At 47.1% G+C, this 16,366-nt stretch carries 8 protein-coding genes; 2 read left to right on the plus strand and 6 right to left on the minus strand.

Annotated features, from left to right (window positions below):
* Positions 1 to 14 precede the first annotated feature (14 nt).
* From ONT19_RS10680 to ONT19_RS10690, 3 genes are read right to left on the minus strand one after another with little or no spacing between them, the layout of a single operon-like run.
* Positions 15 to 2,783: a DUF6298 domain-containing protein gene (locus tag ONT19_RS10680; RefSeq protein WP_264951928.1), complete on the minus strand. Its 2,769-nt coding sequence runs from the start codon at positions 2,781 to 2,783 to the stop codon at positions 15 to 17.
* A gap of 43 nt (positions 2,784 to 2,826) precedes the next feature.
* Positions 2,827 to 3,444, minus strand: a complete 618-nt coding sequence (locus tag ONT19_RS10685) for a DUF3826 domain-containing protein (protein ID WP_118151836.1) — start codon at positions 3,442 to 3,444, stop codon at positions 2,827 to 2,829.
* 60 nt (positions 3,445 to 3,504) lie between these two features.
* Entirely contained in the window at positions 3,505 to 5,250 is a 1,746-nt protein-coding gene (locus ONT19_RS10690; RefSeq protein WP_264951929.1) for a polysaccharide lyase, read from the minus strand.
* A gap of 195 nt (positions 5,251 to 5,445) precedes the next feature.
* On the opposite strand from ONT19_RS10690, the gene ONT19_RS10695 reads away from it, so the two are divergent.
* Together ONT19_RS10695 and ONT19_RS10700 are read left to right on the plus strand one after the other, a co-directional pair.
* Entirely contained in the window at positions 5,446 to 8,073 is a 2,628-nt protein-coding gene (locus ONT19_RS10695; RefSeq protein ID WP_264951930.1) for a hypothetical protein, read from the plus strand.
* Entirely contained in the window at positions 8,049 to 8,504 is a 456-nt protein-coding gene (locus tag ONT19_RS10700) for a T9SS type A sorting domain-containing protein (RefSeq protein ID WP_264951931.1), read from the plus strand. Before ONT19_RS10695 ends, ONT19_RS10700 begins: the two co-directional genes overlap by 25 nt.
* A 739-nt stretch (positions 8,505 to 9,243) precedes the next feature.
* Here ONT19_RS10700 and ONT19_RS10705 read toward each other — a convergent pair.
* The 3 genes from ONT19_RS10705 to ONT19_RS10715 are packed head-to-tail and all read right to left on the minus strand — an operon-like array spanning position 9,244 to position 16,322.
* Positions 9,244 to 11,433 (minus strand): RagB/SusD family nutrient uptake outer membrane protein, encoded by a 2,190-nt coding sequence (locus ONT19_RS10705; RefSeq protein WP_264951932.1) that lies wholly within the window; start codon positions 11,431 to 11,433, stop codon positions 9,244 to 9,246.
* Between the two features lie 36 nt (positions 11,434 to 11,469).
* Entirely contained in the window at positions 11,470 to 14,781 is a 3,312-nt protein-coding gene (locus ONT19_RS10710; RefSeq protein WP_264951933.1) for a SusC/RagA family TonB-linked outer membrane protein, read from the minus strand.
* 26 nt (positions 14,782 to 14,807) lie between these two features.
* Positions 14,808 to 16,322, minus strand: coding sequence for a DUF4992 family lipoprotein (locus ONT19_RS10715; RefSeq protein ID WP_264951934.1), 1,515 nt, complete (start codon positions 16,320 to 16,322; stop codon positions 14,808 to 14,810).
* Positions 16,323 to 16,366: the final 44 nt, after the last annotated feature.

The raw sequence follows: 16,366 nt of genomic DNA on the forward strand, positions 1-16,366 counted from the left end.
TTACATCTTACATATTACTTCACATTCGGACAGGAGCCGCCGGCATCCATCACTGCCTTGCCATTCTCGGGTGCCGAAGCCCCACTGTAAATGACAGCCTTCTCAGGATAAGCCTGACGATACTCGCTCACACTCTTGAAGACATCATCATAGGTAACCTTGCCCGGACGAAGGCGACGCTGATACTGGCGAGGTGCCAGATTCTTGCCTCCTTCAGGAGCATAAAGTCCCTTCTGGGTATAATACCACTGTTCAATATGAATGATGTCAACCACCTTTCTCAACTCCGGATCCTGGAGGATGGCATCTTGCACATCCTTGTTGCACGACAAAGCCACCCAGACATGCTTGCCCGTCTTAGCCTCCCATTCGGCAACGGTCTGCAACCAGAACTTCGTAAAATGATAAGGTCCCGTATATTCCTCGCCAATCGACTGAATCACGTTCGGCTCATCAGCAAAGGCATCCAGCATCTTCATGATATACTGCTTATGCAGCTGGCGCATCACCGGATTATCTATATTATAGAAGTATTCAGCCATCCATACACGCTTATCACCAGCAAAAGGAACAGGTTCAGGGAATACCGTACCATTGATATTGTTGACCGGGCGCCATGGACAATCTACCCAATGGGCACCTGCCTCCAGGATATTATGCTGGAAATAGTGCTGGTTGATAACCAGCAAACCATTCTTGGCTCCCTTTTCTGCCAATTCCTTAATACGGCTGATGTACCACGGATTCAACTTTGTAAGGTCATACTTACTCAGTCCGTCCCAAGCCGTGCCCTGTCCGCTTCTGGCAAAAGGCTGTTCATAGAACGGAGCCCAGACATCTCCATCACGGCGGCGCACACGTTCGTGGTCATCACGGCGGCGGTCATACCACAAGCCGTAGTTCTGGTTGAAGAGCACCACATGCTTATCACGAAGATGAGCCACCACACTATCCACACGGGTGGTAGTGCCCTGTCCCTCCATTCCCGGCACAAAACGGGTCACGGCATCGGCAATCTTAGGGAAAGCCGAGTAACGTACACGTCCGTTCCACCAAGGAGTATTCATTCTTGCACCCTTCAACAGCGTATCAGCCACCATGATCTTACCCTCCTTTATCGCGAAGACAGGCTTCCCGGCATGGGCAAGATCCGCCTTTTTCTTAGAACGTTCCTTGATTTTATCCACATCCATAGCCCTAACAGGAGAAACAGAAGCCATGAACCGGGCGCAGTCTGCTATCCACATCTGCATGGTGATGCGAGGTTTGCGCGCCTCTTCCACCATCTTCTGTGCCACATCATAGGTAGGATTATTGCTCACATTGTTGCGTTCTCTCTCCAGCACACGACATTGAGCAGAGACATCCCTACCCAGGCGTTTCTCCAGAAGAGATGCAAAGCGGCTCCATGGTTTGGCATGATTGTTACATTGCTGGAAATCGCCAGAACCGTTAAACTGCGCCCAACAGGCAAACACATGGTTGTTGCTGCCATCAGGAATGCTGTCGGCAAAGATTCCGGCAGCCGTACATTGGTAAGCGAGGCTGTTGGCTGTATTCCATCCGATGCCGTAACCTTCGAGACCGAGATTGCAGAACTTGATGTCATTGCCATCGATATTCACATTATCGAAGAGCAATCCTGTACACCAAGGTCCCACTGCACCACTATAACCCAGCGATTCATAACCATCACATTGTACGAAGGCATTAGGACCCGCTGCACAGAGACCAGCCACAAAATCGTGCATGCCCTGTTCAGAATAGCAACGCTGGAACAGACATTGTTCGCCCATACAGAGAAAGGTGCGACGACGGTAGCCACCGATTTCAGAGACAGGAGCCTGAGAAATGCAATCCTCTACCGTGATACGGGAAGCATCACGCTGGGTTACTACAGCCGAACCAGCCAGATGGCGGAAATTCACCATTCTCACCCAACCATCTTTCACCTTATTAATATATACACCCTCCCAGGCATGGTTTTCATCCTTCGGATTGGTAGCATCATATTCAGAATCTATCGTGAGATTTTCTACACCCACATTCTTCAAGCGCCAGTCATTACCGGCGATGCGCTGAACGAAGCATTCCGCATCATCCTGACCGAGCGACATGGATAAAGGAGCATCCAACTGCAATCCTCCCTTTCCATCAGAAACCACACTACGGGTCCAGCGCACATTGATTTCTCCCGGATGCCAGCCCCAATAGCCCAGATCCTTGCCTGCACCGAAGTCAACACAGCCCATCTTCTGAATCCATTCCTTGGTAGAAGGACGTACTATCAGTATCTCATCGCCCATCTTGCAGCCGGCAGGCAGCGTCACCTTCCGCTCTCCCAACTTCCAGGGAGCAGACAGTTTCATGGGTTCGCCCAGCGTCTGCATCTGCTTTTCGCTTTCTAGATACACCACCGCTCCACGGTCTACACCTTTTTTATATAGTACCGTCTGGTTGCGGTCAGTACCTCTGAGCACCACGCCCGAAGTCTGGATGCGAAGTGGCTGTGAGAGTTCGAATACGCCCTTGTCGAGCAAGACAGCCCCTCGTAGTCCCGTCTTCTTATCCACTTTTCTGGCAGAAACAAAGTCGATAGCTTTCTGGATGCGAGCGCTCTGGTCACCATCTTGCCATTTTACGAAGACCACAACATCCGCATCCGGAATTCCCTTTTCGCTCTGCTGGTAGCCCACGTAGCTAAAATCAAACGCGAAGGGTTGCGCAAAGATTTGCACAACCCCTACTAACGTAAATATCCATATAGAAAATAATCTTTTCATACCTCTTGTTTCATCAGAGTTTTTATAACCTTACGGAAACTGTTTATTTTTTCTTTGCCGCTTCAATACGCTTATACCACCCCTCGCGCTCCGCCTTCAGGTCGTAGCCCCGTTTGGTGAGCCAGTTATTGATGCGTCCTTTGTATTTTCCGAACCAGCCATGTTTAGCCTTGGAATTTTCGGCATCAATGGCAAACTCGCGAGCTTCTTTCAACCAATTGAGAATTTGGAGTTTCTCGTTTTCTTTCAGAGAAGGAATCATCTCCAGATGAGCCTGATAGGTTTTCGGAACGACACCGAAGGTCATACCATCCTTCACCTGCTCTACCTGCTTCTCTGAGAGATAGTTTTCCAGATTGGCAGCAAATTCGAAGTGGTGCTTATAGAGTTCCGCATCACGCCCAACCTTATTCTTGCCGAACTTCTCATAGATATCGTTCAGCAGGAAATAACGGTTACAGATGATGTGGAGCACATTCTGCTTGCTGCTTTTATCAGTCAGTTGCAGCGCATCCACGATTTTCTGCGAACGGGCGATGATGTTGTTCACATACTTGGCATCACGCCCCACGCTGTCGAGCTGTACCTGTGCTCCTGCTCCCAAAGGAAGCAAGAGCAGACAGGCTGCGCCTAACAACTTATTTCTCAAAAGTTTTTTCATATTCTTGTCATGCATTAAGAAATGAGTCCGGAGAAACAACTCCGGGCATTCATTCCTGTTTTACAGGAGTTTTCCCTTCTCAGCCAAGGTATCGTGGTTGTTCTTCATGTCAGTCCAATCCACCTTTTCCTTGGTGCTGATACCATTGATATACTTCTCGATATTGGTATATCCGTCACCCGTGCAATCCTTGTTGGCATCGCTAGGGTCGTTAGGATTCAGGCCGTTGGCAATCTCCCACTCATCAGGCATACCGTCGCCATCTGTATCTACATAAGGCTTCACCTTCTTATATTTAGGGAATCCACCAACCTGGCAGATGTCTGTGATGATACCCAACTTATAGGATTCCTTGTCCAGACGGCGGTACTTAAAACTGCCATCTTCAGCCTTCGACTTGTTAGCCAATCCCCAGAAGTCGCCGTATGGATTCTTCTTAGGCAGTTTCTTTACATAGTAAGCCTGACCGGTACGAACCTCTTCTACGATGCGCTGGTCCACGATATCGCGGGAAGGAATGGTTGCACCCACATTCTCAAGTACCTTATCAAAAGTCTGGTCCTTAGGAATAATGGTCATGTGTGGCATGGCGAATGGTTCGTTAGAACGCATCAGAGCCTTTACATCTGCAGATATTCCATTTGGAAGATCCTTATCAGCAATCTGAATACCGCCGTTCCAGTTATCCTTGGTTACAGCCTCGTTGCCTTCTACGATATTTCCTTCAGCATAAATACGACCATACTGAGCCCAAGGGAAGAGTTTGTTGCTTCGGCTTTCGCTCTTCACGATACGGTAGCTGATGGCACCCTTCGGAGTAAGAGGTCCTGGCTTATAATAGTTGTTGATGAAGTTGCTCATGGTTGAGAACTCACCACCATCTGCTGTACGATGTACCCAGTTGTAAACGATGTTGTTCACGAAGTTGAACACACCACCCCATCCGATAGAAGGGTTACGGCCTGTATTATCCGCCCAGAGGTTACGCATGAAGGTAGAATTCTCTCCACCGATTGTACTGCCAAAGGCATGGTTCCAAGTATCGAGTGCCTTGGCAGAGATGGTATTCTGGATGGTTACATTCACCGTTGGCACCTTGCGTTTTGGCTTACCGTCGTGCAAATCGAACATATGGCGGTAGAAAGAGATATTCTCATCCAGACCAAACTCGCAAGAGCAGTGGTCAATCATGATGTTACCTACCGGATTACCGCCGAAAGAATCCTCACGATACCATACATGGGTATTACCACGGCGGAAACGCATGTGGCGAACGATGACATCATGGGTATCAACCTGGAAAGATTCACCCGAAATCATCACGCCCTCACCAGGAGCTGTCTGTCCGGCGATGGTAATATAAGGAGCACGGACGATGATTGGAGTCTTCAATACAATATTTCCCGATACATTGAAGACGATGATGCGGGCACCACCCTGTTCGCAAGCCCAACGGAAAGAACCAGGACCAGCATCATTGAGATTGGTCACAGTCAGCACCTTGCCACCACGGCCACCGAAGGTAAACATACCGCCACCCTCAGCACCTGGGAATGCAGGAATCTTAGCCTGGCGCAAATCGTATGGACGGGAAGCCCATGGCACATAAGGACGTCCTGCCATTGCCTCTTGTTTTACTATAGGGAAAGCCACAGCCCAAGCAGAATCAGAATGGGCAGTCCATGCAGCTTGCATAGAATCAATCTTCGCCTGAGCCTCCTTTGTAATAGTAGGATACTGAGCGAAAGTTGCTGCTGGCAAGATAGTCAAAGCCATCGCAGCGAAAATCTTCTTACTTCTTTGCATTGTTTTAATATTGTTTGTTCGTTATATCTTAAAGACGCCTTTCCCTTTCTTTTGTCCTCAATGAACATGCGCATTTTTTCGGGAACAGGTGGGGACATTTCATCCGCAGGAACGTCTTACACCTATAATATATAAACGAAAGTTACTTATCTATTATTTTATTGAAACATAAAACAAAAAACATAAAGTTGAAAAATGAAGAACAGAAGATGCTTCCCCTTAGTTGCCGCTTCGCTGATGGCGCTTTCAAGCCAGGCGCAGCAAATTGATTTCAATATCGCCAGCAGAAAGGCTGCTGAAGTTACAGCCCTCAATTTCACTCCCGTTGGCGTGAAGCAGGGCAATACATACCAGTTTGCTCTGGGTGGACTGGAGATTACACTCGATACTCCCGTAAAAGACCAGATTATCAAATCCAACTGGTTTAAGCAGGGCATACAGTTGGGCGACCGACTCACCAGCGATGGTATCGTAGTATATCCGTCAAAAGGCGATAATGCCCAGCTCCGCATCACCATCCGAGGTCTGAAACCGGGGCATCACTCTCTCCTTGCCTATCACAACATCGTAGACGGACTTACCGGCAATATTCCTTCTATCCAGGTTTCCAGAGAGAAGGAACAGATAATCACCGTGAAGAAGGGCAAGAAACGTATCCAGCAGAAGAGCATGATGCAGGAGATTCTTGCACAGGATATTAAGCAGACCGTAAGAGAGATGAAGGCATCGCAGAGCGGCCAGTCGTACATTGAATTTGATGTAACCGACGACCAGCCTGTAGTTATCCACTATCAGTTACAAGGTGTGGATAACGCAAACAACACGCTCACCATCAATGGTTTGGTATTCGACAAAGCCAACCCGAAAGCCACCGTTCTCAACCCTTATCCTGCCGATGATGATCTTCACGTCAATGCAGAAGGAGGCAAGGTTGTTCTTCGCTGGCAAGCCGGCGAAGGTGCCAAGCAACACCTTATTTATATAGGACAGCGCGCCGACCAGTTGAAGAAGGTTGCCACCACCGAAGAAGCCGCTTTCGAAGTCACCGGTCTCAGCAGCGCCAACGATTATTACTGGCGTGTAGACGAGGTAGATGCCAACGGCAAGGTTTCAGAGGGCGAAGTATGGAACTTCCGTCCACGCCGTCTCGCCTTCCCAGGTGCCGAGGGATATGGAAGATTTGCTATCGGCGGTCGTGGCGGTTCAGTTTATCATGTTACCTCTTTAGAAGATAACCCTGAGAATCCGCAGCCAGGCTCTCTCCGATACGGAATCACAAAGGTTAAGGGACCTCGTACCATCGTCTTCGATGTTGCCGGCATCATCGACCTGAAAGACCGTCTGGTTTGTTCCGATCCATTCATCACGGTAGCCGGACAGACTGCACCCGGCAAGGGAATCCTTCTCCGTGAGCATCCTTTCGGTTTCGGCTCAGAAGGCATCTTCCGCTTCATCCGTCTCCGACTGGGAAAATATCTCGATAAAAACGGTAAGACGATTACCCTCGACGGACTGGGTGCTGCAGGCTGCGATAATACCATCATCGACCACTGTTCGGTAGGCTGGACCATCGACGAGGCTTTCTCCAGCCGCAACGGCAAGAACATCTCTTTCCAGCACAACCTCATCTCCGAAGCACTCAACCAGGCTGGCCATCAAAATTATGTCAATGCCAAACATGGTTATGCTGCAACCATCGGAGGCAACGTAGGCTCGTTCCACCACAACCTGCTTGCCAACAACGAAGGAAGAAACTGGAGTATGGGTGGCGGACTAGACGGAGCCGGATATTATGCTGGAAAGCTCGACCTCTTTAATAATGTAGTATACAACTGGGGCAACCGTGCCTGCGACGGAGGAGCCCACGAGGTAAACTTTGTTGGCAACTATTACAAGATGGGACCAGCCACCAGCATGAAATATATCCTCAATGCACAGCTGGAAGGTACCGGCCAGGGAAGTCAGGCTTACTACATGCACGATAATATCCGCCAAAACTACGTGGGCGATGTAAAACAGAATGCAGGAGCTGTGGCAGGAAAGCATGGAGAACTGGTCAGCGACAAGGAAGGCGAAACCTACAAATATACCACTTCTCACGGACAGGTAGTCAACTGGAAGGTATTTACCGACAAACCATTCTTCCCATCCTATGCCAAGGTAGAAAGTGCCCGCGCTGCCTTCAAGAACGTATTGAGCGATGTGGGAGCCAACCAGCCTTGCATCGACCAGCACGACCAGCGCATGGTAGAAGAAACCTTGAACGGAACCTATAAATATGTTGGTTCCAAGACCGGCAAGAAGGGACTGATAGATGATAACCTGGATGCCGGCAACGATGCCTGGAAGGAGTTTGAAGCACTCACCGACCGTCGCCCTGCCAACTGGGATACCGACCAGGATGGAATGCCAGACTGGTGGGAGAAGCTGGCTGGTACCAACCCGTCAGCTGCCGACAACAACGAACTGACCGATGGCGAATATACGCAGCTGGAACGTTATCTCAACTGGCTTGCAGAACCACATTTCATCACCTCAGCAGGCAATAAGCTGACTATCGACCTGAAGCAGTATTTCGCCGGTTACAACCAGCAGCCCGTCTTCACCCTGGAGAACAGCATCCAGCCACAGGAAGGCAAGATGAAACTCAATAAGAAGGGAATCCTCACCATCAGCCTCAACAAAAAGGCTGCCGACTGCCTCATCGACATCAAGGTGAAGGCAACCGACAAAGACCAGGTAGCTTCCCTACAACGTACTTTCCACATCGCTATTACCCGGATACCGACCAGGACGGAATGCCAGACTGGTGGGAGGAAGTAAAAGGCGTAAGTGATGGAAATGCCGATGAAAACGCAGATGGCTACACCAACAATCCTCAGTTTGAATGCGAGGCTAAGGGTGATGCGATGAGCAAGATGAGTCATGATACGGGTGCCAACGAGGGTGAATATATCTTCACCGCCAACGAAGATTGTGGCAAGGCGCTCGTAGATTATACTGTCAAGGTAAGCGATGATGACAACATCAGCACCTATACCCGCACCTTCCATTTCTATCTGACAGATGGTTCTGCAACAGGCATTCAAAACATTCAGACCTCAATCGCAGCCGATAGCTACGAGGTATACAATGCTGCAGGTATCAAGGTGAGAAAAGGCAAGAATCTCGATTCTCTCCCATCAGGTGTTTATATCATCAAGACATTGAAGGATGGCAAGGTAATCAGTTCGAAGAAAACTTGCATACAATAAGGCAATCTGCACCTTAGAAAGTGCATTTTTCATATAACTCAGCATCCTGAGAGATGCAAAAAAGGGAGCGCAACCATTAGTGATGCGCTCCCTTTTATGATTGTTTCTTTTATCTTAAAATTCTAACCGAATAACGTCAGATTATTTCTGAACGAACTTCTTGCCATTCTCGATAACGAGACCCTTATAAGAAGCATTCACCTGCTGGCCAGCCATATTATAGCGAACAGACTTCTTGGCAGAAGTTGAGGACAAGCCCGCTAGGCGTTCCGGCGGATTTGCAATCCGCCTCAAGCGAAAATGCAAATATAGTTTAGAGATATGAAAAGCCTACGGCTGGGGATTACAAATCCCCAATAAAGAGGTCGAGCCTTTTTTGTCTGCGGATTGCAAATCCACAGGAACGCCTAGCGGACTCGCGTTACTTATTACGCCTAACGGACTTGCGAGCCTGTATTATGGACTTATGGCACACCCTCTCTTCTTGTTGCTGGAAAACATAGGATATGTTGCTGGGAAAGATAGGATATGTTGGCGAGATAGTTAGTATCTCCGGTCGCACAACAGGTGATGTGCATGCGGTGGTCAACTGTTGTGCGCCAACTATTATCCAGACTTAGACACACTCTCCTACAGAAAATATCAGAGACAGAAAACGGGGTGCATTCTCTAAAAAGAGAACACACCCCGCAACCTTAATATATTATGTTATGACTATATCGTCATTCCTCTCTTGACATTACTCAGCCAATGGGTCGAAGGTACCATTGGCACCACCATTGTTGTAATCACCCCAACCGATGGTCTGAGGCAAAGCCTTGTTGGCGATAGATGCACCAGAAGTGAAGCCTAAGAAGTAATACTTAGGACGGAAGTTCATGTAGAGGTAATTCTTGTTAGAATCGTAACCGTCACCCTTCTGTACCTTCATCTTCAAGTTGTCCTTATACCATGTAGACAAGTTCTCGAGCTGAGTATTCAAATCATCCTCACGGAGATCAACACCCTTAGGACGCTCAGTACCAGCTTTCAACAATGGGTCAGAATTGAAAGTTGTACCACCTACGCCATACTTATCAGCAACACGATACTGGATATTTTCACGACGCTGACCGTTCAAAGCCTTGAAGCCAAGCCATGTACAGGTATTGCCACCCCAACCAGTCAAAGTCCATGTAGAAGGAGCACCCTCTACCTTGCCAGTACCACCATCGAAGAGCATCCAACGGCGGAGGTCATCGAAACGCTTACCCTCGTAAGCAAACTCTATCTGGCGCTCATAGAGAATCTGAGAAATACAGGTAGCCTGATCATTGTAAGCTGCAGGTGTGATACCATCATCCTCAGAATTAGCTGCTGAATAACCAGCACGCTCACGAATCTGCTTAACATATCCAACAGCCTCATCCAGATGACCAGCACCTGCTGCAACCTCAGCAAGGTTTAGGAGGACCTCAGCATAACGGAGTTCAATCAACGGAGCAGCAGAATAGAATGGAGCTGCACCCTTTTTATCAAGAGCTACGTACTTATAAAGAGGAGTAGAATTGACATCCAAATCATCACTCTTCTTGCGTACATATACACCCTGACGGCTCTTCAACAGGTTGTCTGCACCATAAGATTCACCACTCTCAGGGTTGCCGGCATCATTCATGCTGGTATACCATACATAGTTCCAAAGTACGTAGTTGGCACCATCCGAAGGGTTGTTCGCATCGCGCTCTGACGCATTACCATCGTAAGCCCAACGGAAACCTGGGAAAGCGAAGGTACGGTAGAAACGCTTGTCACGATTCAGGAATGGAGTCACGTTATCCAAAGTCTTCTCTGAACGTGCCAACTTGGTATAAGTATCGCAACTCTCTGGAAGTTTACCATCTGACATTGGGAACATATTAATCAGCATCTGAGAAGCATTCTTACCGCCACCACCTGTATTAGCTGGACGAATCTGACGCTCCCAGTTGTTGTTCTTCTGATTATCGAGACCATCACCTGTTACATTATTGTATAAGGTAACGAACACAGCCTCAGGATTATTACCACCATCGGTAAACATCTTGGCAAAGGCAGAACCATTCACATTGTCATTGGCAGTATACAGGTGATAACCACACTTGTTGATACGTTCCAAATCAGCCTTCATGGTTTCATAAGCAGTCTTCCAACGGTTTTCATCGTTAGTACGGTTGAAGAGAGGGCTACACCACAAAAGCATCAAACGACCCTTCAATGCCAAGGCTGTACCAGTTGTTACACGGCCTTTCTGCGACCATCCAGGACCATTCTCTGTCTTGGCAGCCAACATATCAGCAGCCTTGTTCAAATCATCGAGAATAAACTCGTAAGTCTCCTTAGACGTAGCACGAGGAGTAACAGAACTTTCTACAGGATCCTGTGTTTCCTTAACCAGAGGCACACCGCCATACCACTTGAACAAGTTGTAATAGCACCATGCACGGAAGAAATATACCTGACCGAGCAATTCATTCTTCTGTTCCTCAGAAAGAGTGCTGCCGCTGATACCCTGGATAACATCATTGACATTACGGATTCTACCATATACAGATGCCTGGATATTGGACTGGTCGCCCATGAAGAAATCAGGAACCGAATTTGTGGTACTGGTAGAACTCAGCTCAACCTGTGGGTCTACAAAAGAACTGAGACCACTGTATTCCTCAGTAGACTTACCAGCCTCATCCGCATTACCCATAGAAGGATACTTCCAGGTCAAATCGTTGGTTGCTGGCAAACACCAACTGTAGATATCGTTTACACGACCATCACATCCTTCATAATAGTTGTAGATGTCTTTATTTACATTGTCATAGTTCTTCTTTTCCTCCAGGAAGCTGTCACTACAAGAACTGAAAGCCAAGGCTGAAACCAAACCAAGACTGAATAATTTTATTGTCGTTTTCATTGTTCTTTTCTTTTTAAGAATTATATAAGTATCTCATTAGAATGAGAGATTTACACCCACTGTCCACTTACGGAGGTTAGGATAGCTTCCGTATGATCCCGACATAGGATTCATGAAGTTGTCTGGATATGGATTGTAGAAGTTGATGAGGTTCTGACCGGTAATATTGATACGGCAACTGTTGATGCCGATGCTACCCAACCAGTTCTTTGGCAAAGTATAAGCCAAGGTCAAGCGGTTCAGAGCCACACGTGCTGTACTTACTCTCCAGAAGCTGGATGCTACAGCATTCACATCTGTATACTTCAGGTTAGGATAGTAAGCCTCACGGTTCTCCTTAACTACGAGATTTCCTGATCCATCATATACATTCTGATAAGCAAACATATTGTCTGGATTCCAGAATGAAGGCATGTTGCTATACTCCAGATTACCAGTTGGCTTCAATGCTGCACCAGGAAGTGTGGTATAACCACCCCAGCTTGCACCAATCTGAGCTGTCAGAGAGATTCCCTTCCAGTCTGCACCCAAATTCATGGTCAAACCATAGAGGTTGCTGCTGCGATGACCCAACTCTACCTGGTCGTTGTCTACATCTACGATACCATCAGGTCCGGCATAAGTACCGGTCTCAGAATCGTAAGCACCACGAACATCCTTATACATCAACATACCAGGGCGAACCTGGTCTTTGGTCATACCCATATAAGTAGAGATGTTGTACTTCGTGAAGTATTCCTCAATATCCTGGAAGCTACGGAACATACCGATGCACTGCATACCCCACAGACCTACGTCTGTACGATGCCCTGGAGTAATCTGACGGTAGAGATAATCTGTAACCCAGTCCATATTCAATACCTTGTTATCAGACCAACCAGTGTTGACACCGATACGATACTTGAAGTCCTTACCAATCTTATCCTTCCATGTAACAGAGAGCTCACCACCCCATGAATCCATCTCACCGATGTTGGATGCAGCACTCTGTGTACCTACGGTAGAAGGAACAGTCTGCTTGATATTCATCAGCATCTCGCGGTTCTTCTCATAATAGTAATCGAAGGTTACAGCCAGGCGGTTGTTGAGGAACTGGGCATCAATACCCACGTTGGTCTTGTAGTCTTTATCCCAATGAACATCTGTATTTACAGCAGAATTGTTCTTGTTGATAGTGATACGGTTGCCAGAATCCTTACCAGTCTCGAATACTGTACCACGGTTAGCATCCTGTGCATAAACCTGCATCCACTGCCATGCCGCTGTATTGTCTCGACCGGTCATACCCCAGGAAGCACGGAGCTTCAGGAAGTCAACTCCCTTCACCTTGTTGCGGAACCAGCTCTCCTCTGAGATTACCCAACCTGCAGAGAAAGCAGGGAATGTTCCCCAGTAGTTCTTTGGAGCAAACTTGGTTGATGCATCAGAACGAACCAGAGCCTCGAAGAGATACTTATTGGCGTATGCATAGTTGATACGGCCGATATATGAAAGGGTACCGCTCTCACTACGGGTAAACATAGTAGTCATCTCACCTGTTGCAGAGTTATACTGACCGGTAGTGAAAGGATATGGGGTCAAACGCTGTCCCTGCAAGTACTCACTCTCTGCCTCAGACTTTTCAATAGAGAACAGACCACCCAGATGATGCTGACCGAAATCGCGCTGATACTGGGCTGTGAAGTTCATCTGATAATTATCAGTACGAACCATGGTACGAGCCAGATAGTCACCATTGGCGGTTGTCACACGTTTGAAGTTAGACTCTGCCAGGTAATCGAAATCTGCATCATCACCACTGGTAGGAGTATAAAGGTGGTTACCGCTACCATAACGAGTCAACATCTGATAGAGGGTGAAGTTTGAACCATACTCATTACCCTTATCGGTATTGATACTCTTGGAATAAGAGAAGCGCAACTTCAATCCCTTCAGAATCTTGCTCCAACCGAAATCATAATTAAGGCTTCCGCTGATATTCAGGTTAGAATTCATATTCTTGCGGTAGTCGCCATTATTCTGCAGAGTAGCAAAGTTATACTGCTGGTTCTGGTTCTTCTCTGTATTGCTAGGACCATAAGCCAGGATATCATAGCCATTTACTGATTCTGGCATGTAAGTAGGACGGGTCAGAAGGAGGTTGTAGTCCTTCTCATCGCCAGATCCACCCACCTTTACCAATGGCTTTTCCTTTGTAGCATAGTCACCGCTAACAGTCAGATTAGCACCCAACCACTTGCTTACTTTTACATCGACACCGGCACGGTAGTTCCAACGGTTATAGTTGAGTTTACCGAGGTTACCATCCTGATCGAAGTAAGAGATACCTGCAAAATAGTTCACCTTATCGGTAGCACCACTTACGTTCACGCTGTGCTTCTGGGTCATACCAGTTTCCCAATACTTATCGAGCAAGTCGTAATTCAGTCCCTTCATAGCCTCCAACTCATCAGCCTGAAAAAGGGCAGTAGTCTTATTGAGGGAAGTATTGGTTGGGTCTTCAGCAATAACTGCATTGTATAAACGACCATACTGGTAAGCATTCAGCATCTTAGGACGAGAAAACTCATCTGTGAAACCGAAAGAACCGCTATAAGAAATGCGAGGTGCACCCATCTTACCCTTCTTGGTTGTTACGAGGATAACACCATTGGCAGCACGGGCACCATAAACGGCAGCAGAAGCATCCTTCAATACTGAGATACTCTCTACCTCAGAGGCATCCAGGTTATTGAAAGCCTCAGCACCGAGGTTCTGGTAAGTGTTACCTACCTTTACATCGTTAGGATAGATATAACCATCGATAACGAAGAGAGGCTGCTGGGCTGTAGAACCTACTTCGCCCAATGAGTTGGTATCACGAATCATGATACGTGCATTCACACCTGGACGGCTCTCACCACCACTTACGCTCAAACCGTTAACCAGACCGCCCAAAGAAGAAGCCAAGCCACCATTAGCGAGGTCCTGAATTTCATCTGTTGGGATGTTAGCTACAGAACCGGTCAGGTGAGCCTTCTTCTGAGTACCGTAACCTACGACTACCACCTCCTGAAGAGTCTTGTCGTCAGCAACCAGTTTGATGGTACCACCATTGGTAGTAGCATCCTTAAAACCAATATAAGAAACGGTAACCTTGCCACCCTTAGGAACAGACAACTTATAGTTACCATCCATATCGGTAATCACAGCAGTCTTGGTACCTGCAACCTTTACGGTAGCACCGATAACAGGTTCACCGAGGTCATCGAGTACAGTACCCTGCACTACTTTATTTTGAGCCATTGCAGGCACAGCACAGGTAAGTGCCATACCAAAGGCCAATGTCTTTATATATTTACGTTTCATCTTGTTTCGAGATTAGATAGTTTAAATTATTTTCTCCAACGTGGATCACCGATTGTACTTGAAATCGCACCGGTAGCCTTGAAATTAAGCCCGAAGTTAGGCTGGGTGAAGTCGAGTTCCTTCTTGGTCTCTGCCTCAGCAAATCCAGCATCCTCTTCAGTAGCCAGCTTACCCTTATCGGTTCCATCTACTGAACTGCCGACACCCCAGACAGTATTCAGATTCTGGTGATATTCCAATTTACAGTTGCCCTGAATGAACTTCTGCAAACGGAAGCAGTCATAGAAGATGTTGTTATCATAAGTAATCACGTACTTATTGTTGTTAGGAGTATTGTTACCGAACTCCTTCTTGTCATATACACGGATAAAGGTATTATCCATCATGGTACAAGAACCACCTGCTGTAGGGAAGGCATGGTCCAAATCCTTGTTGTTGAAACGGAACATACGATTCTTACTATTGCTTTCAATATTGTAGATAGTAGAGTTCTTGATGGTAATGCTCTTGATACCACCATACCAGAACTGACCGCCACTAGGAGCCTTGAAGCCATTAGAAAAGCCGCAGATGATAGCACCATTAGAGTTCTTCTTTCCGTCATTACGCATCTGAACCACGCTGTTCATCACACGTACATCAGCAATACCCCAAGAGCACTGGCCTACAGAGAAGAGTCCGTCGATGACATTCTTGAAGGCACAATCCTGAATGATAATTGGGTCTTGCAGGATATATACATCGGCAGGCTTACCACCATTCTTGCCAGCACCAACGCCCTGAGACTCTGCAGAGCAAGATGCAGGTGGCTCTGGAGACATCTCGATGATACCACCCTTATGAGTTGTGGCAGAGCAGTCGAAATTGATGAACTTCACCTTCAGCTGAGCTGAAGTATAGATGGCAGCACCTTCACCCATAGTAACCAAAGCATGGCTCAGTTTGTTACCACGAAGGGTCATCTTGTTGCCCTTGAAATCAATTGAGTTATTGCAGGTATAAGTACCACCTGCTTCCAACTCGAAAGCCTGCTCCTTATCTGATTCCTGCAAGTTGGCAGCAATAAAATCAGAGATGTCAGAACCTGTAGGAATGGTCGTCGCTGGAACCAAAGTACTGTAAGACTTAACTGTTGGCTTATCAGCCTCAGTATTGTTCTTTGCCTTGTTTCCCAAGGTACGTACCTCAATCTTATAATTGGTATCTTCAGCTATCTTGAATTGGAAAGAAGTACCATCAATGGTATCACTCGCCACCTCCTCAGGATTGTCTGGATCATCCACATTATAAGCCTTACACTCGTAACCGCCAGCGCCATAGACTACCTTCCATGATACTTGCAACTTATCTGAACCATCAGAAGCAGCAACTGTCTTTGTCGAGAGTTCAGGTGACTCAAGTTTCACTCCAGACACGCCGTCGTCAAACTTCTCTTTGTCATCAAAACCATCAACGGCACACGAACCCAAGAACATCGCTCCTACGGCAGCAAGTGCCAGAGAGAAGAGTCCTTTCCGCGCAATGAAATGATTTTTCTTCATAATTGTCTTTTTTAGGTTTAACTATATTTTTATTTATTTCTTTT

The organism is Segatella copri, assembly GCF_026015625.1.
In the GTDB taxonomy this organism is placed as follows: Bacteria; Bacteroidota; Bacteroidia; order Bacteroidales; family Bacteroidaceae; genus Prevotella; species Prevotella copri_H.

Coding starts and splice junctions, on each gene's coding strand:
- ONT19_RS10680 (WP_264951928.1), bottom strand. CDS start 2,783: ATGAAAAGATTATTTTCTATATGGATATTTACGTTAGTAGGGGTTGTG.
- ONT19_RS10685 (WP_118151836.1), bottom strand. CDS start 3,444: ATGAAAAAACTTTTGAGAAATAAGTTGTTAGGCGCAGCCTGTCTGCTC.
- ONT19_RS10690 (WP_264951929.1), bottom strand. CDS start 5,250: ATGCAAAGAAGTAAGAAGATTTTCGCTGCGATGGCTTTGACTATCTTG.
- ONT19_RS10695 (WP_264951930.1), top strand. CDS start 5,446: ATGAAGAACAGAAGATGCTTCCCCTTAGTTGCCGCTTCGCTGATGGCG.
- ONT19_RS10700 (WP_264951931.1), top strand. CDS start 8,049: ATGCCAGACTGGTGGGAGGAAGTAAAAGGCGTAAGTGATGGAAATGCC.
- ONT19_RS10705 (WP_264951932.1), bottom strand. CDS start 11,433: ATGAAAACGACAATAAAATTATTCAGTCTTGGTTTGGTTTCAGCCTTG.
- ONT19_RS10710 (WP_264951933.1), bottom strand. CDS start 14,781: ATGAAACGTAAATATATAAAGACATTGGCCTTTGGTATGGCACTTACC.
- ONT19_RS10715 (WP_264951934.1), bottom strand. CDS start 16,322: ATGAAGAAAAATCATTTCATTGCGCGGAAAGGACTCTTCTCTCTGGCA.